This window comes from Mitsuokella apri (assembly GCF_047974105.1).
Lineage (GTDB): Bacteria > Bacillota > Negativicutes > Selenomonadales > Selenomonadaceae > Mitsuokella.
Genome location: NZ_JBHYRS010000004.1, coordinates 3,892 through 28,416 on the forward strand (window position 1 = coordinate 3,892; position 24,525 = coordinate 28,416).

Genomic DNA, 24,525 nt, shown 5'->3' on the forward strand with positions numbered 1-24,525 from the left:
TGTAAGCATTCTTTGCTGCATCCTGCGTCTTGCGGTCGCCGCCGTTTTTGACGAGGGCATCCGAATCCGTGATATCCAGCGTTGCCGTATCGCCATTGACCCCCGTGAAGGTTGCCTTACCGAACGCAGCCTGCTCGCCATAGATTGTCTTGTACGAAGAATTGATATATTTCTTGTACTGATCCTCATCAATCGTGAATGGCGTAATATTAACGTAGTTCCATTCCGTATCATTGAGGACATAGTTGCGCAGGACATTGCTGGCACTGTTCAGCGTGGATCTGTACGAATACTTGCCAACATTATTGGTTCTCTTGTTGCCATCAAGATAAGCATTGCCATAGCTGCCATTGTCATAAGTAATATCGTCGATATCACCATTAACAAGAGCCGAATGGCTCGTCATCTTGCCGTCATCCAGCTTGACCGTACCATAGACCGTATCGATACCGCTGCGGTTAATCGTCAGAGGTGCTTTATTGACACGGATCATGCCAGTTTTTACAGATGCAACATGGTAGTTATTCGCAATATCAGAATACTTCGTGGAGATGGAATATCCCCTTGCATCATTCGTATAACGATGACCCTCGCTGTCTGTTACGATATTGCCATTTGCATCCAGCTTGTAAGGAGACACATTTCCCTGAATCGTAGTATATGCCTTGAGAGCCTTCAAAATATCATTTTCCGAATCCCAAGAAACAAGACCATCGAGATGAAGCAGATTTCCTGCTGCAAGACCATTATAAATGGTATCGCCATCACCATAGGTGGTATTAATATCATCCGTAAGAATCTGGATGTCTTTTTTCGTGATGACAGCATTGCCACCAGTTTTCTCTACTTCATAATTCTTATTGATTGTATCCTGAAGCGACCCCAGATTAGCAGTGATCTCATAGCCGCCTTTTTTGACATCATTCGTACGCTCTTCACCATTGACCGTAATCAAAGCTTCCGATGTACCATTCACTGTTTCGGTGGCAGGACCGTCGCCATTGATCAGGCCGCTGATTGTAACGGCATTCTCCAGGTCTTTCTTGACCGTATCAACATCGCCATACGTGGCTTCAAAGCCCTTCGTGTTGACGGTCAGCTTAGCCTTCGTGACACTCGCCGTATCAGCAAACTCTTTGCTCGCTGCGCCGCCCTCGAACTGATAGTTCTTAGCCAGGGCATCGTTGAGTTCAACTGTCGTGCTGTAGTTGTCACCAACATCCTTTGTCACTTTGCCAGTCGTTTCGCCTGTCAGAGCAGTCGTATCCGTGATGGCAAGATCATACGTGCCATCGCCGTTGACACCGTGGAATGTGGCCGTGCCGAGGTCTTTTTTCGTGCCGTAGGTCGTCGTGTAGAGCGGCTTGCCGTCAATGCCAAGTTCATCTTTCTGGATTGTTTTCTTATCGACCGTAACGTCGCCATTACCCGTGAACGTGTAGTTGGCATCCATGTTAGTCGTGCCATTTACAGCATGAACATTGCTGAACTCAAGCTCATCTGCGTACGTGCCGGCATCGGCCGTCACGCGGCTGCCTTTGTTTGCTTCATATTTGCCCGTCGTGCTGATGGCATATTCCACTTTGTCCGTATCGAGCTTGTCATTGCCGTAAAGGCCCGTATCTCCAGAGCCAGACTCCGCATAAACGGTCTTGTTGTTCAGAGTGGCATCGCCATACGTCTGCGCTGCGCTGCCGTTCAGGTTTACCGTACGGCGGTTGATTTCAAGATTACCATTGATGAATTCAGCTGCACCATAGCCGTCTTTACTTTCCAGATTGCCGCTGACCGCAATGTCATAAATGGCCTTGTTGTTGTCATCTGCTGTACGCACACCGCCCGTACGGGTAGCTGCAGCAGCTGCACCGGCGCTCTCTGCATTGATCGTGCCCGTGTAATGGCTCATGACGTCGCCTTCCTGGAAGGCATTTTCATAATTATGAACGTCAATGTCGGTGCCATTCTGACCTTTGAACGCTGCCGCTTTCTTAACGGTCAGGTCGTTCTCGGAAAGTTCAACACCATATGTTTTTTCCTTATCGTCAGCCGCAACGTTCATCTTCGGCTGTACCTGGAAGATGTATTTGTTGCCGTCATTTGCTGCCGAATACGTGGAGCTCGTCGCATTCCACTGTGCATTCGTATTGCTGTTGAGGTTCGTGCCAAATTCGTCGCGGTCCGGCGAAGCGGAATAGACCTTCCAGTTGCCGTCCGTGCCCGTCGTGATAGCAGACGCGCCCGTCGTATTATTATGGAAGGAACCGTTCGCGCCGCGGGCGTCGATGATGACAGCATCATTGGCATTCGACGAAGTAATCAGAGCACCATTGCCGTCCGTGTTGTCAGCCAGCGTAATGGCACCATTGCCGTTTGCATCCGTAGAAACAAGACGAATCTTATCTGCATTCTGGATACCGTGTACGGTGATATCATCTGCAGATTCAATCGAAACCAGTCCATCCGTGGCAATATTGCCATTGACGTTGACATGTTTTTCTGCGCCCGTGGACGAAATCTCGACTTTTTTGTCTGCTGTAATCTTCCCTACATCAACATTGCCCTGTGTCGTAATTTTGACATTGCCGTTTGCCAGATCCGCTGCAGCGTTCGTATTGTTGTCGTGAACATAAATGGAATCGAGGACTTTGACATCGCCTGCAGTCGTTTCAATCGAGACGTTGCGCAGGCCTGTACCTACGCCGCTGCCCAGTTTTCCTGTATTGGCAGTCCCCTCTGTACCGACCGTAACATTACCAGCACCGCTGTTGATAGCAAGAGCGGAGTTTGGCAGTTCTGTCTCACGGATAAAGCCGTGAATCGTGCTTGCCCCATTGTGGACATCATCCCAGCCATTCTCATCGGTCCAGCCAATGGCAACGTAAGGCTGTTTCGTTAAGCCGTTGTTATTATTCGGTTCGCTATAGCCATTGCCGCCCTGTACCCAGTTGGTATACATACCATTCTGGTCGCTGCCCTGGCCAATGCCCGAAGAAATGTAGAACGTCGTGCCTTTTTCCGGACCCGTAACCCAGGCAAATTTACGTCCACTTGTACGGTTTGCCGACATATTGGTTGTCTCTTTGCCGCCGGTGAAGTATTCCAGAACTGCCCCACTCTTTTTGACCGCATTGGCCATTGCCGCCGAATTCTCATACTTGTCCGTAATCGTGACAAGATGGGTTCCATTCAGCTGCTTGCCATCTGGGTCCGCCGCGCTATTGCCCTGTGTTGCTGCAAGGTTAGCAAGTTCCCAAGTTTGGGCCAGCGCATTGCTAAGCTGAACTTTTTCAGCAGGTTTTAAGTCGCTATAATTAGCAACTACTTGCTGCCCATAACCATAATATGTCTGCCGGGCGATAGCAAACTTCTTCGTAACACCATTGCTATCCGTATATGTCTTGCCATAGATAGACTGCAGTATATTATCCCAATTCCGCGCTTGCTCCGTCCAATCACTAATTTTCCCTTCATAATAATCAACAAAGTCATGGTCCATGAATGCTTCGTATTTATTCATGGAAGCAACATTCTTGGCAAACGTCACATTGCCGCCCGACGTATTGATACTCAGAGTACCGCCATTCAGCTGCAGACGCGCTTCATTCTGGATATTGACTGCACCGCCCGCCGTTTCAATGACGCGGTTCGCCTCGCCTTCCTGCGTGCTGCCAAAGAAAGTAGCGCCGTTTTTCCCTGTAGTCAGGGAGCCGCCGCCCGTTCTGATGTCCGCATTGATGTTGACACCGCCTTTGTCGTTGCCATCCGAATCTGCATTCAGGACAACGTTCAACGGGCTTGTTGCTTTGATATCCGCATTAATATTGACGTCACCCTGCGACTCCAAGGTAAAAGTATTTTTACCCGTTGTCGTCTGATTGACGTTCAGTGCCGAATCCAGCGTGATATCAGCATTGCCATACTCTCTATCTACGGCCTGAATCTTGACATTATTATTCTGCAATGCCTTGATAATAGACGATGTTTTTAAGTATGTTGTGCCACTAGTGTACTGATTGTCTCCACTTGCAACTTTGGAACTTCCTGTATCATTGATAACAACATTCGTCGGATCGAGCAGCCACTCGCCGGCACTGCCTGTCCCGCCTGCTGCGTCGATGTTTGCTTTATCGCTGATTTCGAGGTAGTCGCCCGACGTTTCAATCAGACCGCCGTCAACATTGCCTTTTGCGAGGAGATTTGCGTCATCTCCTACGTGCGTTTCTGCGCCGATGGCCTTGATCGAGCCTGCACTCTGCCCGGCCTCCATGCCGGATGCATCAATCGTGCCGCCTAGCTCGACAACGCCGTGATCGCCGCCGTCCAGTAAAATTTCGCCTTTTTCATTCTGGCGAAGGGTCTTTGCTTCCATCGTGCCCGTGTTGTTCACAACGGTGCTCATGACATCGCCGGCACTCCTTGCCGTCATGACGAGATAACCGCCATTTGCCGAGAGCGTGCCGCTGTTTAGGGCTTTGGCCTGTGCCAATTTGCCGTCCACGGTGAAGTTAATCTTGCCTGCCGTATCAGCAGAAATACTGAGGTTCTTCGCAGCTGCCAGAGCTGTCGTGCCGCCCGGATTCGTGATTGTGCCGGTGTTTCGGGCATCGGCTGCATGCAGAACGACAAGGCCGCCTTCCGCGCGAATCGTGCCGGCGTTGATGACCTTGGCCTGCGAATCTTCCGGAACTGCCATTGAGATGGCACCGTCACTCGTGCCAAAGTTCATCATATCGGCATCCGAGATTTTCGCGGTCGAAGCCACGAGCGAGCCGACATCGACGCTTGCCCCCTTGCCGAAGAGCACGCCGTTCGGGTTGACGACATAGACATGGCCGTTGCCCGCAAGCGTACCATCGATGACCGAAGCGGCATTTCCTACCACGCGGTTCAGCGCCACGGCGTCCTTACCGGGCTGCTGGAATGTAACTCTTTCATCATTGGCAATGTCAAATCCGGCCCAATCGATAGCCAGGCGCTTGGAATCCTGGTTGATCGTCATATCCTTGTCCTGACGGGTAATTTCCCCTTTACCGGAACGGATATTCTCACCCTGTGGCATTGCGTAGGCGATACCGCCGACCGACATAGCCATTAAAGCAGCGGTAATCGCCGCTGTCTGGCGCTGCCATTCCTTTCTTTTACGCATCGCTGTTTTCATTTTGGTTCCCCTCTTTCGTTATATAGTAAGCATCTTCTTCCTTTCAATAAGCTGGATAAAAAACAGTATGATATAGGCAAAGTCAGACTGTTCCTTCCAAAAAATGATATGGGACAATAGTGAAGACGTCCGCCAAGCTGCAATCGCTTTTCTAAAGCGTTTTGCATGTTTATGCACCAACCAGAACATTTTGTTTTCACTATTCTATTTATATTATAGCACATAATCGAGAATACACAATAACGGATAATAATTTTTAATCATATATATTCTAAATGATATAGACTGAATTTATTAATATAAATAATGCATCATCAAACATAAACAAAGCTATTTTTACGATTTTTCCATTGATTTTTAGGTTATTTTATGCCATTTAATGCTATTATATGTAATTTCAAGACACGAATCTTCAAAAAACAAAAACCGTGTTCAATTCCCAAAAAGACCTTTTGCAGGAGTCTGTTCCGCCTATTAGTTCCTCTTTTTTCCAAGAAAAAAGCAGAGTGTCTGTTATACACTCTGCTTAAATTTTTATGTAATTCTATGCACGTTCATGACGCTATATGCAGTTTTATGCTGCGTATTTCTTAGAAATAGACACCGCCGCGGATCCAGAAATGGCCGCCCGAATGGTTTGTGTCGCTCGTCGGCTCTTCCGAACCGAGTTTCCAAGCGTAATCGGCACGCAGGAACCAGTCTTCATAGCGCGACCAGATGAGGCCGAGGCCGACGCCCTGCAGATTGCGGTGATTCTTGTAGCCATTGCTCAGGCTGCTGTCCTTGTTAAGCCAGATACCGCCGTGTTCGAGATAAGTCGCGAGGTGGAGCTGCTGGTCTTTGGCACCGAGTGGCAGGAGCCAGCGGAGCTCGGCGCGCGTCAGATAGCCCGTATCGCCGGAAGCCTCGCTTGTCGGATAAGCACGCACGCCGTACGGGCCGCCGAGGGCAAAATGCTCCGAAGAATCGAGATTGTTGAACGCGTACTGGCCGCGGGCCGAGAGCAGCAGATACGTGCGGTCGTTGAAATTTTGACGGCGAAGAATGTTCGCGCGAATCTTGTTGTACGTGCCATCCGTTGCACGGTCGCCAGCCAGCCATCGCGTAACCATATCGCTGGAATCAAAAGCCGAGTTCGTGATATGCCCAAATTTATACTCGAAACGCCAATCCGTTGCGCCCTTGCGGTCCTGCTCATCGCCATAAAGGGACCAGACAGCGGCATTGCCTTTCTTGTCCGCATACGTAGAATCCCAAAGACGGTACTCATCCTTGATATCGCTGTGCTCATAGCGCAGGCCCGTGTAGAGGTTGTGGCGCTGGCTGCGCTGGATCGCATAATCGAGACCAAGCGAAGCGATACGGGAATGTCCGACACCGTCGAGCGGTTCAAAAGTATCGCCGAGCTGATACGTCAGGACATTATAGCCAGCTGAAAGCTTCAGACCATCGCGGATGACCGGGATCGTGTAATTTGCACCCCAGTTGAAGAGTTCATTGCCCGTCGTCGTGATGCCTACGGCCAGATGGTCGCCCTCACGGGCAAGGTTCAGAAAGTCGTAGTCAAGGCCGTATTCATTGTAGCCCGTCGAACGGTTGCCGTAATTATCGATGGAAAAAAGGCCCTGCTTGCCGTTATGCGGGTTGAGGTCGAGTGTCACATGGACCGTTCCCGGGGTGTCACCCGTCGTCAGCACAGCCTTGGCGTCCGCACCGGCAAGATCCGAAAGCAGCCAAACCGCACGTTCGAGATTCGTGCGCGTCAAATAATCACCTTTTTTCAAGAAGGCGGTCTCGCGTTTGATGACGCTGTCATGGATTTTCGTGTTGTTCGTGATCGTGATGCCATCGAAACGTCCGACAACAACGGCATATTCGACCACACCGTTTTCGATTTTCTGGACCGGCAGATAGGCGTGGGCCGCGATATAGCCCTTATCGCGGAAATAACGCGAAAGCGTATCCGCTCCGTCCTGCAGGTCTTTAAACGTCAGCAGTTTGCCTTTTTTATCGGCCAAAAGAGCCTTGAGTGAATCCTCGCTGCAGATGTCCTGTCCCGTAATCTTAAAGTCATTGACCTGTACCTTCAGGGATTCCGGCAGATTCAGGCTTGGACGTTCTGCCTCTTCTACCTTCAGGTCTGCATTGCCAAGAGATACTCCGGCCTGATCCAATTCTTTTTTCGTCTGCTGCTCTTCCTGCAGTTTGCCAGCATTTACCAAGACATCACGATGACTGTCAATTTCCTGCTTCTGTGCCTCAGTCGGTACCGGTGCAGCCGAGGCCCAGCCCATATTCATAAAGCCAAAAGCTGCTGCGGCGGCCAGCATGCCAATTTTCTTATTCATACCCGTTTTTGCGTGTCTGCCATGTCTGCAGTGTTTCATATACAACACTCCTCTTTTTGTAAATTCTCTTCATTTGAATGGGAATCACTTTGCTTGCAACAGCAGACTTTGCCTATATTCAAGTACATATTCTCTATGTAAGGCAGAATTTCCTGCTCCTTTATATGAATACATAAAAGAATAAAAACAATCCGCATTCCGCGCAGGACAGACACTCCTGAAAAGCACAAAAAATAAGCTGTCTCCCGCAGGAAACAGCTCAATATTATATATGTAGGATATTAATAGATAGGCAAATTTTGTACATCCATCCGCCTTTCATCAGTCTTTGATATTCGTGATGATGCGGCCGAGACGCGTACCCGAGAAGAGGTTCCACGTCCATTTGATGGCAACGGTGAAGTTGGCATGCGCGCCGGCGAGGCGCAGGAGATGAACGAACATCCATGCGCACCAGGCGAGGAAGCCCGTCATCTGCGGGTTGATCTTCGTCTTGTCGACAACGGCTTCACCGCGGCCAATCGTGGCCATCGAGCCGAGATCTTTATAATGGAAGGTAGCGAGGTCATTCTGACCATGGATGAGTTTCATGATATTGTCATGAGCCGTCTGTGCCTGCTGCATGGCAACCGGAGCAACGGTCGGCAGCGGGCGCTCCGTACCGTGCTGATAATGCGCGCAGTCGCCGATGGCAAAGACGCAGTCGCTGCCTTCTACCTGCAGTTTCTCATTGACGATGATGCGGCCGCCGCGGTCGACTTCGCCGCCGCAGTCCTTGATGAACGGCACGGCCTTGACACCAGCTGCCCAGATAACCGTAGATGTTGGAATCGTGCTGCCATCCTTGAGCTTGAGTTCCTGACCATCGTAATCGACAACCTGCGTGTTCAGCATGACATCGACGCCCTTCTTGCGCAGGACTTTGACAGCATGCTCGCGCAGATTCGGAGCAACCATCGGCAGAACATTCGGCGTAGCTTCGATGAGTTTGACGGAAACTTCATCGAAATCGAGGTGATGGAACTCTTTTTTCTGAATGCCGAAGAGTTCTGTCAACGCACCGGATTCCTCAATGCCCGTCGGGCCACCGCCAACGACGACGAACGTCAGCATGCGGCGGCGGACTGCAGGATCCTTTTCCTTATTGGCACGCTCAAACATATGCAGAACATGATTGCGAATATGCAGGGCTTCCTGCAGGGTCTTCATGCCATAGGAATTTTCCTCAACAGACTTCATGCCAAAGTAATTTGTCGTAGCACCGGCAGCCAGAATCAGATAATCATAAGAAATTTCTCCGTGATTCGTCAGCAGGACCTTGCGTGCCTGGTCAACGCCTTCCGCCTTAGCCATGAAGAATTCAACATTCTGATTCTTGCGGAAAAAAGTACGAACCGGATAAGCGATCTCATCCGTATCGAGAACAGCCGTCGATACCTGATAAAGAAGCGGCTGAAACAGTTGAAAATTATGGCGGTCCACTAACGTTACGTCAACATCTTCCTTAGCAAAAAGCTTGGCCAGCTTAACGCCGCCAAAACCTGCACCGACAATGACAATACGTGGTTTTTTCTGATCTGCCATGATAAGTCCTCCCCTAAGACAAGCTTACGAATAATTGCACAATTGTAGTGAAAGTGAAAAAATTAACTTTATTTGACGAAAAAAGGTATTATAAATGTGCTCTCACTTCACATATCCCTTGCTCCCAATAATAATAATCCGTGAGAACGTGCTTTTTTTAACTTATCTATCTATACAACATTCCGTCGGATCATCTGATTTCTATAATAGCACGTTCCTTATAGAATGCAAGCTATTTTGCGTATTTTTTCACAAAGTTATTATTTCCTTTTATTTCGGCGGTATTTTCTATTTTGTTTTTACTTCTTATTTCTTGTGTATGTCTATTTCATATAGCAGCTATAAAATAAAAAACCTGCCCCAGAGGGCAGGCTGGCAAATCAGTACCGCTTTCGTTTCACCGAGGAATCATAGCCGAGCTGTTCACTGTATTTCATGACTGTACGGCGGGAAAGGATGATATTCTGCTCCTTCAGGAGTCCGCAGATTTTCTGGTCCGAAAGGGGTTTGCGCGGATTTTCTGCAAGAATCAGTTTGGCAATGGCCGCTTTTGCCTGAGCAGCAGCAACCTCCTCTCCACTCTCCGACTTGACACTGCGTGACGTAAAGAAACTTCGCAACGCAGCAATGCCATTTGGCAGTTCCGCATATTTATTGGCCACGGCACGGCTGACCGTCGATTCGTGCACGCCAATCGCATCTGCCACTTCTTTCATCGTCATCGGCTGCAGATAAGCCGGTCCTTTGGCCAGAAACTCCGGCTGCCGGCGCACGATTTCCTCAACGACATGACGGATGGTCGTGCGCCGCTGTTCAATACTGCTGATCAGCCAGGATGCAGCATGCAGACGACTTGTAATGTATTTTTTCGTTTTTTTATCAAAAGCATCTGCCTGACGGTACAGCGCTGAAATATGAAGCTGCGGTACATCGCCGTCCTCGAGTTCCACACGATAGCCGCCTTCCACGCGGCGCACAATGACATCCGGTGTAATATAGGCTGGTTCATCACTGCCGTAAGCAGCACCAGGCTTCGGATTGAAGCGTTTGACGATATCGACGGCCATCTGCACGTCGGCAGGACTTGCCTGCTCCGCAGCAGCAATTTCTTTAATATGGTGCAAAGCCACATCATCGAGGTGGCGGTCAATGACCGCGGCGACCAGGCCATTATAAAGGCCCTGACGCTCGGCCTGCAGGCGCAGACATTCCGAGAGATTGCGCGCGCCCACGCCGGCCGGGTCAAAATTTTGGATAACAGCGAGAACACGGGCGGCCTCCGGCATCTCGATCTGTGCAGCGCGGGCAATTTCTGCCAGCGGTACGGTCAAATAACCGCGGCCGTCAAGAGAACCGACGAGAAAGACGGCAGCCGCCTTTTCCCGTTCATCCTGAAATGTAAAATTAACCTGTTCCAGAAGTTCTTCTTCCAATGTCATATGCAGCGGGGCTGCTGCCTCGACGTGTTTTTCACTATCTTCAGCAAAATAGGCAGGCTGCTTGCCACCGCCATCGAGATAATCTGCCAGAGCTGCGGCATTGCCAGCCTGCAATACTTCCTGCATTCTCTCACCATGTTCTGCCGCATAAGAAGAGGGCTCGTCCATCTCCAGCACCGGATTCTCCAAATATTCTTTTTCAACCACTGCACGCAGATCCTGTGCTGAAAGCTGCAGAATCTGAATGGCCTGCTGCATCTGCATCGTCATGCTCAGATGCTGGGTCATGGTCATATTAAGTGACTGTTCGATGGCAAACGCCCCCTTTCCCCGATTTCTCTCATATTGATTTTTTTATTATATCACGAATAAGGTGTCATTTATATAAAAATCCACTGCCATCTCCAGGAGACAGCAGTGGCTTCTTTATTCAGTATTATTTTTTTGCTTAGGAAATCACGCCTGCTTCTGCGACATGGCAGCGGCGATAGCAGCACCGAGGCCAGAACCGCCGTTTTCAAGGACCGTATCGACATTGGCAGCAGCCTCACCGAGAAGTTCGGAAAGCGCACGCATGATGTTTTCCTTGGCCAGAGGCATCTTCTCGTAAACGGAACCATCGATGGCAATGTGCTGCTTCTTGACGGCTTCATCACCGGCAAGCTGCCAGATGATGCCGACATACGTAGCCGTTACGAGGCGTGCTGAACGCACGACGATGGCCGAGGCGAGTTCCTGCAGGCGCTGCAGGTCGACTTCTTCAAGTTCATGACCTGTCTTGGCCTTGACAATGCGACCAACTTCTGTAAGGCCAGCCGTTTCATCGAGGATGATGTTCGACATATCGATGCTTGTGAAGCCGTATTTTTTGCCCTTTTCACCGAGGAGCTCCGCAATGGCCATGCCGAAGAGCTCGCCCATGTAACGGCCCGAAACCATTTTCTCGAGACGCTGCTCACCCGGTTTTTCCGAAGCGGCATCAAATTCGGCATCAAAACGGTTCGGCGCGAGTTTCATGAAGCCGCCCGACTCGAGATTCAGGATCATCGGCTGCTCTGCCTTGCCCTTGAACGGCTCAAAGTAGCAGGTATTATGGCCCGTCGCGTAAATCGAGCCGATGTACGTATCGGCCTGCTTGTAAGCAGCGGCTAGGAGAACGGCAACCGTATCGTTGATGACGGCCGTCGGCTCAACATTGTCGATGCCCTGACGATGCAGAGCTTCTTTGAGGAGGTCGTTGACGACCTTGCCCTCAACGCCCTTCGTTGCAAATTCCTTCGTCCAGATAATCAGTTTGGCATTATAAAGATTCGTCTGCTCCGACGGGAAGGAGAACGTATGGCCGAGCAGATACTTCGTCTTATGGTCGCCCTCAATGGCTTCATCGACGAGCTCGGCAATGAAATCGAACTGCTCCTCTGCCATCGAGCCCTCACCGACGAAATCATAGACACCCTCGACGCGCAGCGGTTTGGCAACTTTCTTCAGGATTTCAAATTTGCCGTGGCCGTCAAGGCGGATGCGCAGGACACGCACGTTCGTGCCGCCAAAGTCAAGTGCGAGGTATTCGCCCGTTTCTTCGCCAGTCGGCAGGCCGACGTACGATTTGAGCATGCGCAGCGACGATTCATTCGGGTCCTCAAGACCTTTGCGCAGGTCATAGCGGAAGTCAGCCGCGACTTCATGAAGGCGCGTGCCGTCTACCTTGAACTCCTCGACGATGTCTGCAAACTGGTTCTTGTCAAATGCCATGGTTACCTTCCCCTTTATATGTAGATAGAATAAATGATTGACTGTTTAATCCTGATTTTCCGCGATTTCCTCGAGGTAAGCCCAGCGTTCCATCAAATGGTCGAGTTCCGCGGCAAGGCGTGTTTCCTCACGGCCGAGTTCGGCAAGGCGCGTGTAGTCTGTCGCTGCCTGCTGCATCTCGAGCCGCACGACCTTGAGCTCTCCTTCTTTGCTCGCGATGACGCCCTCAATTTCCGCATATTCCTTCTGTTCGCCAAAGCTCAGACGCTTTTTAGTCTGACGCTGCGGACGTTCCGCGGTCTTAGGCTTTTCGCGTACTTCCGCTTTCTGCGGTGCAGGTTCTGCTGCGGCTTTGGCTGCTTCTTCCTCGCGTTCCTTTTCCTTGTAATAACTGTAGCCGCCCGCGTACATGCGCAGGCTGCCGTCCGGCTGATAGACAAAGACTTTATCAGCCAAGCGGTCGACAAAGAAACGGTCATGCGAGACGAAGATAATCGCGCCGCGGAAATCATCGATGAAGGATTCGAGCACGGACATCGTCTCGAGGTCGAGGTCGTTTGTCGGCTCATCGAGCAAAAGAACATTCGGCTCTTCCATAAGGATGCGAAGCAGGAAAAGTCTGCGCTTCTCACCGCCCGAAAGTCTCGCAATCGGCGTCCACTGCAGCTCTCCCGGAAAAAGAAAGCGTTCCATGAGCTCGCTGGCCGAAATGCGCGAGCCGTCCGCCAGTGTAATGGACCTTGCGGCTTCCTGAATGTATTCGATGGCCCGCAGGCGTTCATCCATTTCTACAGCACGCTGCGTGAAATAGCCGATCTTGACCGTCTGACCGATGGTCACGGTACCATGCGTCGGCTGCAGACGTCCGGCAAAAATGTTCAGGAGTGTGGATTTTCCCGTGCCATTGCGGCCGAGAATGGCCACGCGGTCATTGCGCAGGACGGTGTAGGAAAAATCCTTGATGATCGTGCGGCCGCCGACTTCATAGCCGACATGGTTGAGCTCGATGACCGTACGGCCGAGGCGGCTGCCCGCGAGTCCGATTTCCACGGTGCTGCGGTCGAGGTCAACCTTCTTGTTTTTGACTTCCTCATACCGCTCGATGCGCGCACGCTGCTTCGTCGAACGCGCCTGAGCGCCGCGGCGCAGCCACTTGAGCTCGTTGCGCAGGAAATTCTGGCGTTTCTGTTCGCTGGCTTCCTCACGCTCGATGCGCGCTTCCTTCTGTTCGAGGAAAGACGAGTAATTGCCTGTATAGGTGTAGGCACTGCCTTTATCGAGCTCAAGGATTTTTGTCGCCGTGTTGTCGAGAAAATAGCGGTCATGTGTGACCATCAAAAGGGCGCCTTTCTGCCCTTTGAGGTATTCCTCGAGCCATGCGATGGTCTCACTGTCGAGATGGTTGGTCGGCTCGTCAAGCAGCAGCAGGTCACAGGGCTGAATCAGCGCTGTCGCAAGGGCCAGACGCTTCTGCTGACCGCCGGAAAGCGTGCCGGCCTTGGCTGTATAATCGCCGATGCCGAGCTTCTGCAGGACCGTTTTAGCCGTGCTCTCGACCTGCCAGCCATCGAGTTCATCGATTTTTTCCGCATACTTCATGATGCGCTGCTGGATTTTCGGGTCATCCGGAGTCTTCTGCGACTCAGAGAGGGCCAGTTCATATCCGCGCAGGGCGTCCATAAGCGGCGTCATGCCGCGGAAGACTTCCATGAGCACGGTATTTTCCGGATTGAATACCTTGTCCTGTGCGAGATACTCGATGCGCAGGCCGCGCATCGTGACCATCGTGCCTTCATCGACAGGCACGAGTCCCGCAATCGCCTTGAGAAACGTCGATTTGCCCGTGCCGTTGACCCCGACGATACCGACTTTGTCGCCTGCATCCATACTGAGGTTCACACCGGCAAAAAGCTGCTTTTCGCCATAACTCTTTGTGAAATTTTCGAGTGTAATGATCATCTATTATCTTCCTGTTTCCATCAGATACGTCTTTATTATACCGTTTTCATCCTGAAAAGCCTAGTACAGGAAATGAAACGAAATTCTTATCCTTTCTTGTCTTTATGGGGCACTTACTGCGGCATATCGACAATCTCATCGTGCTCCTTCTGGAGATCTTCGGCACAGTGAATCAGGACGCGCGTGATGCGCACGCCGTCAACTTCCTCAACATAGAAGGTATTGCCGCCCGAGGCTGCCATCTGCCCGACGCGCGGCGTCTGGCCAATCTGGTCGTAGAGCCAGCCGCCAATCGTATCGACGTCTTCATCCTCAATGCGGATTTCCAGAATGTCCTCGAGTTCCTCCAAGAGCATCTTGGCATCGACCGAGAAAATGCGCTTGCCGCGGCGTTCAGCCGTCGGACGCTCCTCGTCGAATTCATCCTGAATATCGCCGACAATTTCCTCAACAATATCCTCAATTGTCACCATGCCGGCCGTGCCGCCGTATTCATCGACGACAATGGCCATCTGCGAACGCTGCTTCTGCATGGTCTTAAGAAGAACGCTGACGTCCATGCTCTCCGGCACAATCAGGGCCTTGCGCGCGAGGCGGCGCAGATTCGGCTTGCGTCCTTCCGCCATGACGCGCATGAGGTCTTTGACGTGCAGGAAACCGACGATGTGGTCTTTATCCTCGCGGCAGATTGGGTAACGCGTGAGCTGCTCCTCGAGGATAACATTGAGATTTTCCTCCATGCTGTCCTCAAGATAGAGGCAAATCATATCTGTACGCGGCGTCATGATTTCGCGGACATTGAGGTCGGTGAAATCAAAGACGTTGTCGACAAAATCGACTTCCGTATCATCAATGAGGCCCTGACGGTGGCTTTCCTCCATGAGCAGGCGGATTTCCTCTTCGGTATGAGCATCATCGCCCTCCGAGGCCGTATGAAAGCCCAGACGATGTGCCACCCAGTTGGCCACATGATTGAGCAGCCAGACAAAGGGGTACATCACGCGCTGGAAAATCAGCATGGGCAGTGCAACATTCAGCATGATTTTCTCGACATTCTGGATGGCCATCGTCTTTGGCGTGAGTTCGCCGAGCACGATATGCATGCCCGTGATGATGGAAAAGGCCAAAGCAAGGGAAATCGTATGGCCGATGACATCATCGAGCCCGAGCATATGCGTGACGGGCAGGATGAGCGTGGCCACGGCAGGTTCACCGACCCAGCCTAAACCAAGGGAGGCCAGCGTGATGCCGAGCTGCGTCACGGAAAGCGACGCATCGAGATGGTCCGTGAGCTTCTTGGCATACTTTGCCTGACGGCTGCCTTCCTGAATCAGCGTCTCAAGGCGCGACGGACGTATCTTGACACACGAAAACTCCGCCGCGACAAAGAAACCATTCATCGCGATGAGAAAGAGAACGAGCAATAACTGAAATAATATGGGCACAATGTCCACGTTTAAAGAACCTCCTAGTTCTGATGCAAAAACCTATCCTGTCCGGTCTATCGAGTCTTGCCTATTGATATCGACAGGAACCTTATTTCTGCTTGAAAAATGATTTTTTAGCAAGTGACTTTGACGACTTTTCCGGCTTGCCGCTGCTTGCCGCCCTGACTGGTCTTTTCTTTCTGCCGGCAATCTCCCCATGAGCTTTTGGCAGACGCTCGAAGTGGATGCCAAGTTTTTTCTCGAGCTTCTCGAGTTTTAAGGACTCTTTGACGTCAATCAGCGTGATGACGGCTCCCTTGTGCCCTGCACGGGCCGTACGGCCGGCACGGTGTTTGTAGACCTGCGCACTCTCGGGAAAGTCGAGATTGATAACGTAATCGACATCGGGAATGTCGAGTCCGCGGGCGGCAAGGTCCGTCGAAAGCAGCAGATTGGCACGGCCGCCCTTGATGGCAGCCATGGCCGACTGGCGCGACTGTTTGGCGTCTTTGCCGAGCAGGGATTCGGCGCGGATGCCCTCATAGCAGAGTTTAGAGAGTGTCTGTTCTGCCGCAAATGTCTTATTGATAAAGACAAGGCCCCGTTTGATGGGCAGGGAACGCGTGAGTCTCCGCACGCGCTCGATTTTTTCGCGGAACGGCACCATGACAAAGTAATGGCGGCAGGCCGCAATTTCCTCCGCCGACTGCTCAATTTCGATGAGTTCCGGCTGACCGAGGAACGAGGCCCGCTCTCTGGCTTTTTTCGGGTCCGTTGCCGAAAACATCAGGGCCTGACGGTCCTCCGGCAGGAGTTTCACGACATCGGCCGTCGTCATGTCGTTCTGGTCGTCGAGCAGTCGGTCAAATTCGTCGAGGACGAGCATCCTGACGCCGTGCAGCTTAAGCTTGCCCTTGCGGTTAAGTTCGATGATGCGTCCGGCAGAACCGACGATGAGCTGCGGTTTTTCCTTGAGCTTGTCCATCTGACGCGCAATATTGGCGCCGCCGATGAGGCCCTGCACACGGATGCCGAGACTGGCCTGTTGGCTGAGTTCGCGCGCTTCGCCGGCAATCTGCATGGCGAGTTCATACGTCGGTGCAAGCACGACAGCCTGCACTTCGCGGCGTTCTGGCTCGATTTTCATCAGCAGCGGCAAAAGATACGCAAGGGTCTTGCCTGTGCCCGTCGGCGCCACGCCGAGAATGTCCGTACCCGCAAGAATTTTAGGGATGGTCTGCAGCTGGATGGGCGTTGGGGCCGTGATATTTCTTTTGGCCAGAGCCTCGCAGAGTGTCTCGCTGACACCTAAATCACGAAATGTTGTCATGTTTTCTCCTTATATTATCCTATCTATTTTCTATTTTTATTTCCTGCTTTATTTCAAAAGCGGCCTGCCGTGGTCGTCGTCAAAGGTGGCCGTGCAGCGCGGATAATTCGAGCATCCCCAGAAGACACCGTTGCGGCCATGCAGACTGCGCAGATGGCCCTCGCGGCAGCGCGGGCAGAGATAGGTCTTATCCTGCTCCTTTTGTCCGTCCGGCTCCTGCATATGCTCCATGGGGCTGGCCGAGTACTTCGGCTTGTCCGCCCAATTTTGCCATGCAGACTGCTGCTGGGATTCGTAGCTTTTGCGGTCTTCTTCCATTCTGGCCGCATAATCTGCGGGTGAAAACAGGGAATTCAGTGCTTCAATATCGGCCGCTGTCTCCTGATACCGGCCGGATGCCGCATAATCTGCTGACAGATAAGACGTTCCCGCCGCGTTCATTGCTGCAGGAATCTGCCGCGAAGCTGAACGCTGCTGCCGCGCCAGCGCTGAGGCCGAGACGGCCGCGGGCGCCATATCGCGCGGCGTACGCGCGAGACGTGCTTTCGCGTCTTCAAGGTCAGGTTTGCCGTTCTTATCGTTGCAGGTCATGCGGCATTTCGGGTAATTCGAGCAGCCCCAGAAGACACCGTTGCGCCCCTTGCGCTGAATGAGCACGCCCTGATGGCAGCGCGGGCAAACATTTTCGCCCTTGACTTCCATATGAATATCCTCGGCCTTTTGGCAGAGTTTGCGCGTAAAGTCAATCTGTCCCTGCAGAAATTCCGCAAGGGTTCCTTCGCCTTCTGACATTGAGTGGAGTTTGTCCTCCCAGATGGCCGTGGCATCCGGATACGTCAAATCATCGGGCAGGGCGTCGACTAAGAGATACGCCGCCGGCGTCGGCACGAGGTATTTCTTTTTGCCCTGTGCCTTCAGAAATTTGCGGCGGATTAGGTCATCGATGATGGTCGCACGCGTGGCTTCGGTGCCGATGCCGTAGACATCCTTGAGCTGCTTCTTCGCTTCCGGATTCTTGACGTATTTATGAATTTCCTTCATACCGGCCAGCAGCGTCGAGGCTGTAAAACGAACCGGCGGCTTCGTCATTTTTTCAAGCAGACGGCCGCGCTGCCAGTTGACGATGTCCTTTTTCCTCATGGCTGGCAGCGTTTTTGTGCTCTCATCCTCGTCTTTGCCTTCTTTGCCTTCCTCTTCGGACTCATCGGCAGACGCGGATTTTTTCTTCATGGACTGATACATGACCTTCCAGCCAAGGTCCCGCTCCGTGCGGCCGCTGGCCGTGAAGAGTTCATCCTTATATTGGACCTCAATTTTCGTCTGGTCATACGTGTGGACCGGATAGAACTGGGCCAGATAGCCGCGGGCAATCAAATGATAGAGATTGCGTTCCTCGGCCGTCATCTTCGTGACATCGGCCTGTACCGTCGTCGGGATGATGGCATGATGCGCCGAAATCTTCTTATCGTTCCACGCGCGGCTCTTCTGCTGCGGATTGGCCGCCGGCACCCACGAAGAGACGAGCCCGTCGCCGGCTTTTGCAAGATGCGACAAAATCGTCTTAGCATCGCCAAACTGATTTGTCGGCAGATATTCGCAGTCCGAACGCGGATACGTCGTGAGCTTTTTTTCGTAGAGCTTCTGCGCCGTATCGAGCACAAGCTGCGGCGCATAGCCAAAGCGCTTGCCTGCGAGAACCTGCAGCGTGGAAAGTGAAAACGGCAGGGGCTGCGGCTCCTGCTTCTTTGTCTTCTGATACGAAGAAATCACGGCCTCGTGCGGCTCATCCTTGAAAAAAGCCAATTTCTCATCGGCGATTTTCTTATCGATCAGACGATTCTCGCTGTCGAGCCCCGCCATCGTGTCCTTCGGCTTCCACTGCGCCTCGAATGAACCGTTTTCATGGCGGAACGTGCCTTTGATGAGATAATACGTCACGGGTTTGAAATGCTCAATCTCACGCTCACGGCGCACGACAAGCGAAAGCGTCGGCGTCTTGACGCGGCCCACAGGCAGCACGAGCCCTTCATGACCGGCGCGGCGCGCCGCGAGCGTGTAAGCCCGCGAAAGATTCATGCCGATGAGCCAGTCCGCTCTTGCCCGCGCAAGGGCTGACTGTTTTAAATTGAAGAAATCGCGGTTGTCACGCAGGCTCGCATTGGCCTTTTTGATGCTTTTTTCATCCAAGGCGTTCAGAAGAATGCGTTTCACCGGCTTCTTGTTGCCCAGATAGTCGAGCACCTCGTCGACGAGCAGCTGTCCCTCGCGGTCCGGGTCGCCGCCGTGTACAATCTCATCGGCCTTGTCAATCAAAGATTTGACGATGGCAAACTGCTTCTCACAGTCCTTATCGACAAAGAGCTTCCACTGCTGGGGGATGATGGGCAGGTCCTCTGCGCGCCAGCGCTTGTACTTCTCGTCGTACTCCTCCGGTTCGGCCTGACGCAGGATATGACCAAACAGCCACGTCACGATGCCGTCTTTCGTCATGAGATAGCCATCACGGCGCGCGATGGGTCCCCGCAGACATTTCGCGAGTTCACGCCCCACGCTTGGTTTCTCGGCAATATATAAACGCAACGGTCAAGCAGCCTCCTTTCTCATATTTCCATTATAGATAACACGCTTCCCAATTATTACAATTCATTTTTTACGATAGCAGCTTGTAAATTCCCCAGATTAACACACCGGCCCATAAAAGGACAAAAAGGCTCAAAAAGGCCGCGGCCAGTTTCCCATGCCTCAGAATATAATCGGCCTGCCCCTCACAATCATAACGGACCTGCGGCGGCAGAAAATGCATGAGCGCCGCGATGACGGTCGGCACAATGACGGCATCATCGAGAAGCCCTGCCACCGGAATGGCATCGGGAATCAGGTCAATCGGGCTTAAAAGATAGAGAATCGCAAAAAGCATCATGCCCTTGACCTTGCGCGGCGTCTGCCGGCTCTTGAGCGAGAGCAGCATGACAAGGATATCGTGCCGGAAAAGTCTCAGCACGCCAAATATTCTTCCCATATTTATTTTACTCCTAAAAAAGAATAAACCTTCTATTATTATATACGGTATACGATTTATTTTACCACACAATGGACCAGGCTGCCTGTAAGGCATCTGAATTTACTAGAAATCTTTCCCCGATACAGTGATTTTATTATACAATTATAACATAGGAATTGACAGCAGTATTCCTGTTTGTTATAATAAATTAACAATTTTATAGATAATAATTCTCTTTGGTTCTTTTATCGTTTCACAGGAGGACAATTTTATGAGCAAAAAGACTTTCCCGCTCACGAAGGATGAACTTGAAGAAGTCATCAAAAAGTATCCGACCCCTTTTCACATCTACGACGAACACGCTATCCGCGAGAACATCCGCAATCTGCAGAAAGCATTCGCCTGGGCACCGCGCTTCCGCGAGCAGTTTGCCGTCAAGGCCCTGCCAAACCCGCGCATCGTTCAGATTCTGCATGAAGAAGGTGCCGGCACGGACTGCAGCAGCCTCGCCGAACTCATCATCTCCGATGTCTCGGGTGTCAAGGGAGAGGAGATTCTCCTGACCTCCAACGACACGCCGGCCGATGAATTCCAGAAGGCCATCGAACTCGGCGCCATCATCAACCTCGATGATATCAGCCATATTGAATACCTCGAGAAAAATGCCGGCCTGCCAAAAGTCATCTGCTTCCGCTACAATCCGGGCGACCTTATGGAAGGCAACGACATCATCGGCAAACCGACCGAGGCCAAATACGGCCTGACGCGCGACCAGCTCTTCGAAGCCTACAAAATCGTCAAGGAAAAAGGCGTCAAACGCTTTGGCCTGCACACGATGGTCGCTTCGAACGAGCGCCGCACGGAAGCATTCCTCTTCACGGCCAAGCTCATGTTCACGCTGGCCCGCGAGCTCAAGGAAAAACTCGATATCCATGTCGAATTCGTCAACCTCGGCGGCGGCTTCGGCATCCCATACCGTCCGGAGGAAGAACCTCTGAATCTGCAGGAAATCGGCGAAGGCATCCACAAGCTCTACGATGAGCTCATGGTACCCTATGGCCTCGGCGACGTCGCCATCCTGACCGAGAGCGGCCGCGCCATGACGGGCCCTGCCGGCTGGCTCGTCTCCACGGCCATCCACGAGAAAAAGACGTACAAGGATTACATCGGCCTCGATTCCTGCATGGCCAACCTCATGCGTCCGGCCATGTACGGTGCTTACCATCACATCACGATTGCCGGCAAGGAAAACGAACCGTGCGACCACGTCTACGACGTCACGGGCTCGCTCTGTGAAAACAACGATAAATTTGCCATCGACCGCAAGCTGCCGAAAATCGACATCGGCGACCGCGTCATCATTCACGATACAGGCGCGCACGGCAGTGCCATGGGCTTCAATTACAACGGCAAACTCTGGTGCGCCGAACTCCTGCTGCGTGAAGACGGCAGTATCGAGCTCATCCGCCGTGCTGAGACTCTTGATGATTATTTCGCCACGCTCAAATATCCGGGCAGCATCATGTAAGTTCTTACTTGTGAATACGAAATACATACAAAAAAATCTGGTCTGCAAATGCGGACCAGATTTTTTATTGCGGATTTTTAAATCAGGCAAGCACGCGTGCAAGGCGTACGAGTTCCGGATTCAGGGTCTTCGTGTTGTTGACCGACTCGAAGAGGTTGACGGCTACGACCTTGCCTTCGTTGAAGCCGAAGACGACGTCGGATGCACCCGAGATGATCGCGAGAGCTGCCTTTTCGCCGAGCATCGAAGCCTTCATGCGGTCTTCGACCGTCGGCGAACCGCCGCGCTGGATGTGGCCGAGAACCGATACACGCGTATCGATGCCCGTCTTTTCCTCAACGGCCTTGCCGATCTCGATGGCCGAGCCGGCACCTTCAGCAACGACGATGATGCTGTAGCGTTTGCCGGCATCATACATCTCTTTAATTTCTTCGCACATCGTGTCGATGTTGAATTTAACTTCTGGTACGAGGATGAACTCAGCACCGCCGGCAATGCCGGACATCATGGCGAGCCAGCCCGAGTTGCGGCCCATGACCTCGACGAGCATGATACGGCGGTGAGCCGATGCCGTGTCGCGCAGTTTGTTGATGGCATCGACAATCGTGTTGGCAGCCGTATCGCAGCCAATCGTGTAATCCATGCCCCAGACATCGTTATCAATCGTGCCCGGCAGACCGACAATCGGCATGCCCGTTTCCTTCGAGAGCAGCGAACCGCCCGTCAGGCTGCCGTCACCGCCGATGATGACAAGGCCTTCAATCCCACGCTTTACGAGGTTGTCATAGCCCTTGCGGCGGCCTTCCGGCGTCTTGAACTCCGGGCAGCGGGCCGTGCCGAGGAACGTACCGCCGCGCTGAATGAGGTCGCTGACGCTGCGGCTCGTGAGCTCCACGATGTCGTCATCGAGCATGCCCTGGTAGCCGTTGTTGATACCATAGACTTTTACACCCTCATAAAGTGCCGTGCGGACAACGGCGCGTGCCGCGGCATTCATGCCCGGGCTGTCGCCACCGGATGTCATTACAGCAATCGCTTTTTTGATCATGGGAACATCTCTCCTATTCCATACTTATCCCATTATGCCAGGTCTTTGGCATAACCAAATAGCTTGCTTACTATATCTTTCTTTATTTTACGGAATTCCCCCACAAATGTAAAGGGTTTCATACAAAACAACGCCCCTTCCCGAGGGAAAAGGCGTTGCAAATTACGGATTTTGTTCCTTAATCAGACGGATTGGACTTATTTGACATTCATGATGCCAAGTGCATAGCAGACAATGCCGAGTGCGAACAGACCAAAGATGATCCAGATCGGATTGACCTTGCGTTTCATCAGGGCCATGCAGGCAAATGTCATTAAGAGTGGAATAAGGCCAGGCATCAACTGGTCGAGGATGGACTGAACCGTCGTCGTGACGACTTCACCCTTCGCATTCGTGATCTGCGAGACAACGACCGGGATATTGACGCTTGTCCATTTGTTAACGAGAGCACCCATGACGAACAGGCCGAGGATGGAAGCACCTTCCGTGAGTTTCTGCAGGCGGTTGCCGGCAACATCCTGAACGATATCCGTACCTTTGGAATAGCCGTATTTAATGCCGTACCAGCGTACCCAGAGGCGGACAAAGTTGAAGAGCACGAAGAAGATAATTGGGCCGAGGATGCTGCCGGAAATCGCAAACGAAGCGCCGAGAGCTGCCGTGATTGGACGCAGCGTGCCCCAGAAAATCGGGTCGCCGACGCCTGCAAGAGGGCCCATCATGCCGACTTTGATACCGTTGATAACACCGTCCGGGATATCGGCACCGTTGGCTTTCTTTTCTTCCAAGGCTGCCGTGATGCCGATGATCGGTGCCGTGACGAATGGCTGTGTGTTGTAAAATTCAAGGTGGCGTTTCATGGCCTTTTTGAGTTCCTCACCCGTGTAAAGACGTTTGAGGATTGGCACCATGCCAAAAGCAAAGCCGAGGGCCTGCATACGTTCCATGTTCCACGAGCCCTGCAGGAAATTCGAGCGAATGAACGCCCAGAAAAAATCACTTTTTGTCAGTTTCTTCTCCATCGTATTTTCCCCCATTCGTCAATCAAGTTCATCGTCGAGATCATCATCTGCATCCGAAGAGGATGAAGACGAAGCTGCCGGAGCTGCAGAGAGCTGCGCGTATTTCGGGTTGAGCTGGATGTAAACAATTGCGCAGACAAGGCCGATAACGCCAAGTGCAACGAGGTTGAACGTCGTAAAGGCCGCAATGACAAAACCGAGGAAGAAGAACGGCATGAGGTATTTCGCACCCATCATGTTGATGACCATCGCATAACCTACGACGACGATGAAGCCGCCGGCTACCTGCAGGCCGCCCGTGATAACTGGCGGAATAGCAGCGAGCATGGCTTCAACAGCACCCGTGCCAATGTACATGGCAACGAGCGTCGACGGGATGGCTACGCGCAGAGCCTGAATGAGCAGAGCGCCGAGATGGCAGGCATCGATGCCGCGCAGCTCGCCTTTTTCGGCGAAGCCGTCAGCCCAGTGCTGGAACACGACGGTGAGCGTACGGCAGAGGATGGTGAGCACCTGACCGGCAGCGGCAAGCGGCATGGCAATGGCGATGCCGGCACCGATGGTCTGATGACCGGCGATGACCAGAATCGTCGAAATGACGGAGGCCAGTGCAGCGTCCGGCGCCATGGCAGCGCCGATGTTCATCCAGCCGAGTGCAATCATTTCAAGTGTACCGCCGATGATGATGCCAGTTGTCATATCACCGAGAATGAGACCTGTGATCGTGCAGGCAATGAGCGGTCGATGAGTCTGCAGCTCATCGAGTACGGAGCCCATGCCGGCAACAGCAGATACGATGAAAATCGCGAGAATCTGTAAACTGCTAATTTCCATGATTTACCCCTCCATATTTTGTTACATAAATATTTAAGCGATGTGCTAATAGCCTTTCTTTATCTAATCTTTATCCATGTCGGTCCATGCCGGAA

Annotated in this window: 14 protein-coding genes; 1 reads left to right on the plus strand and 13 read right to left on the minus strand. The window is 52.2% G+C overall.

Translation table 11 applies throughout. The annotated features are described in order from the left end of the window. From ACE419_RS06600 to ACE419_RS06645, 10 genes are all read right to left on the minus strand, one after another. Nucleotides 1–5,158: two-partner secretion domain-containing protein (locus ACE419_RS06600; RefSeq protein ID WP_435721426.1), on the minus strand; the 5,158-nt coding region annotated here is incomplete at its 3' end. 590 nt (nt 5,159–5,748) lie between these two features. After that, nucleotides 5,749–7,545 (minus strand): ShlB/FhaC/HecB family hemolysin secretion/activation protein, encoded by a 1,797-nt coding sequence (locus ACE419_RS06605; protein WP_435721427.1) that lies wholly within the window; start codon nt 7,543–7,545, stop codon nt 5,749–5,751. Between the two features lie 282 nt (nt 7,546–7,827). Then, on the minus strand, nt 7,828–9,090 hold the full coding sequence (locus tag ACE419_RS06610) for an NAD(P)/FAD-dependent oxidoreductase (protein WP_432646886.1): 1,263 nt from the start codon (nt 9,088–9,090) through the stop codon (nt 7,828–7,830). Nucleotides 9,091–9,470: 380 nt separating this feature from the next. After that, nucleotides 9,471–10,823 (minus strand): RNA polymerase factor sigma-54, encoded by a 1,353-nt coding sequence (gene rpoN, locus ACE419_RS06615; protein WP_435721428.1) that lies wholly within the window; start codon nt 10,821–10,823, stop codon nt 9,471–9,473. Nucleotides 10,824–10,985: 162 nt separating this feature from the next. Next, entirely contained in the window at nt 10,986–12,281 is a 1,296-nt protein-coding gene (locus ACE419_RS06620; RefSeq protein WP_435721429.1) for a hexokinase family protein, read from the minus strand. 45 nt (nt 12,282–12,326) lie between these two features. Beyond that, nucleotides 12,327–14,240 (minus strand): ABC-F family ATP-binding cassette domain-containing protein, encoded by a 1,914-nt coding sequence (locus tag ACE419_RS06625; protein ID WP_435721430.1) that lies wholly within the window; start codon nt 14,238–14,240, stop codon nt 12,327–12,329. Nucleotides 14,241–14,353: 113 nt separating this feature from the next. Beyond that, on the minus strand, nt 14,354–15,694 hold the full coding sequence (locus ACE419_RS06630; RefSeq protein ID WP_435721431.1) for a hemolysin family protein: 1,341 nt from the start codon (nt 15,692–15,694) through the stop codon (nt 14,354–14,356). A gap of 82 nt (nt 15,695–15,776) precedes the next feature. Next, nucleotides 15,777–16,997: a DEAD/DEAH box helicase gene (locus tag ACE419_RS06635; protein ID WP_435721432.1), complete on the minus strand. Its 1,221-nt coding sequence runs from the start codon at nt 16,995–16,997 to the stop codon at nt 15,777–15,779. 48 nt (nt 16,998–17,045) lie between these two features. Continuing rightward, nucleotides 17,046–19,577 (minus strand): DNA topoisomerase 3, encoded by a 2,532-nt coding sequence (locus tag ACE419_RS06640; RefSeq protein ID WP_435721433.1) that lies wholly within the window; start codon nt 19,575–19,577, stop codon nt 17,046–17,048. A gap of 70 nt (nt 19,578–19,647) precedes the next feature. Further along, on the minus strand, nt 19,648–20,016 hold the full coding sequence (locus ACE419_RS06645; RefSeq protein ID WP_435721434.1) for a YkvA family protein: 369 nt from the start codon (nt 20,014–20,016) through the stop codon (nt 19,648–19,650). 253 nt (nt 20,017–20,269) lie between these two features. Between ACE419_RS06645 and ACE419_RS06650 the strand changes: the two genes are divergently transcribed. Continuing rightward, nucleotides 20,270–21,526: a diaminopimelate decarboxylase family protein gene (locus ACE419_RS06650; protein ID WP_435721435.1), complete on the plus strand. Its 1,257-nt coding sequence runs from the start codon at nt 20,270–20,272 to the stop codon at nt 21,524–21,526. Between the two features lie 82 nt (nt 21,527–21,608). Here the strand turns inward: ACE419_RS06650 and pfkA are convergent, their stop codons facing one another. The 3 genes from pfkA to ACE419_RS06665 all read right to left on the minus strand — a co-directional run bounded on the left by pfkA (nt 21,609) and on the right by ACE419_RS06665 (nt 24,430). After that, nucleotides 21,609–22,574 carry a 6-phosphofructokinase gene (gene pfkA, locus ACE419_RS06655; protein ID WP_432646895.1) on the minus strand — a complete coding sequence of 322 codons (966 nt, stop codon included), beginning with the start codon at nt 22,572–22,574 and terminating at the stop codon, nt 21,609–21,611. A gap of 197 nt (nt 22,575–22,771) precedes the next feature. Beyond that, nucleotides 22,772–23,596, minus strand: a complete 825-nt coding sequence (gene manZ / locus ACE419_RS06660) for a PTS mannose transporter subunit IID (protein WP_432646896.1) — start codon at nt 23,594–23,596, stop codon at nt 22,772–22,774. A gap of 18 nt (nt 23,597–23,614) precedes the next feature. Further along, entirely contained in the window at nt 23,615–24,430 is an 816-nt protein-coding gene (locus tag ACE419_RS06665) for a PTS mannose/fructose/sorbose transporter subunit IIC (protein ID WP_432646897.1), read from the minus strand. Nucleotides 24,431–24,525: the final 95 nt, after the last annotated feature.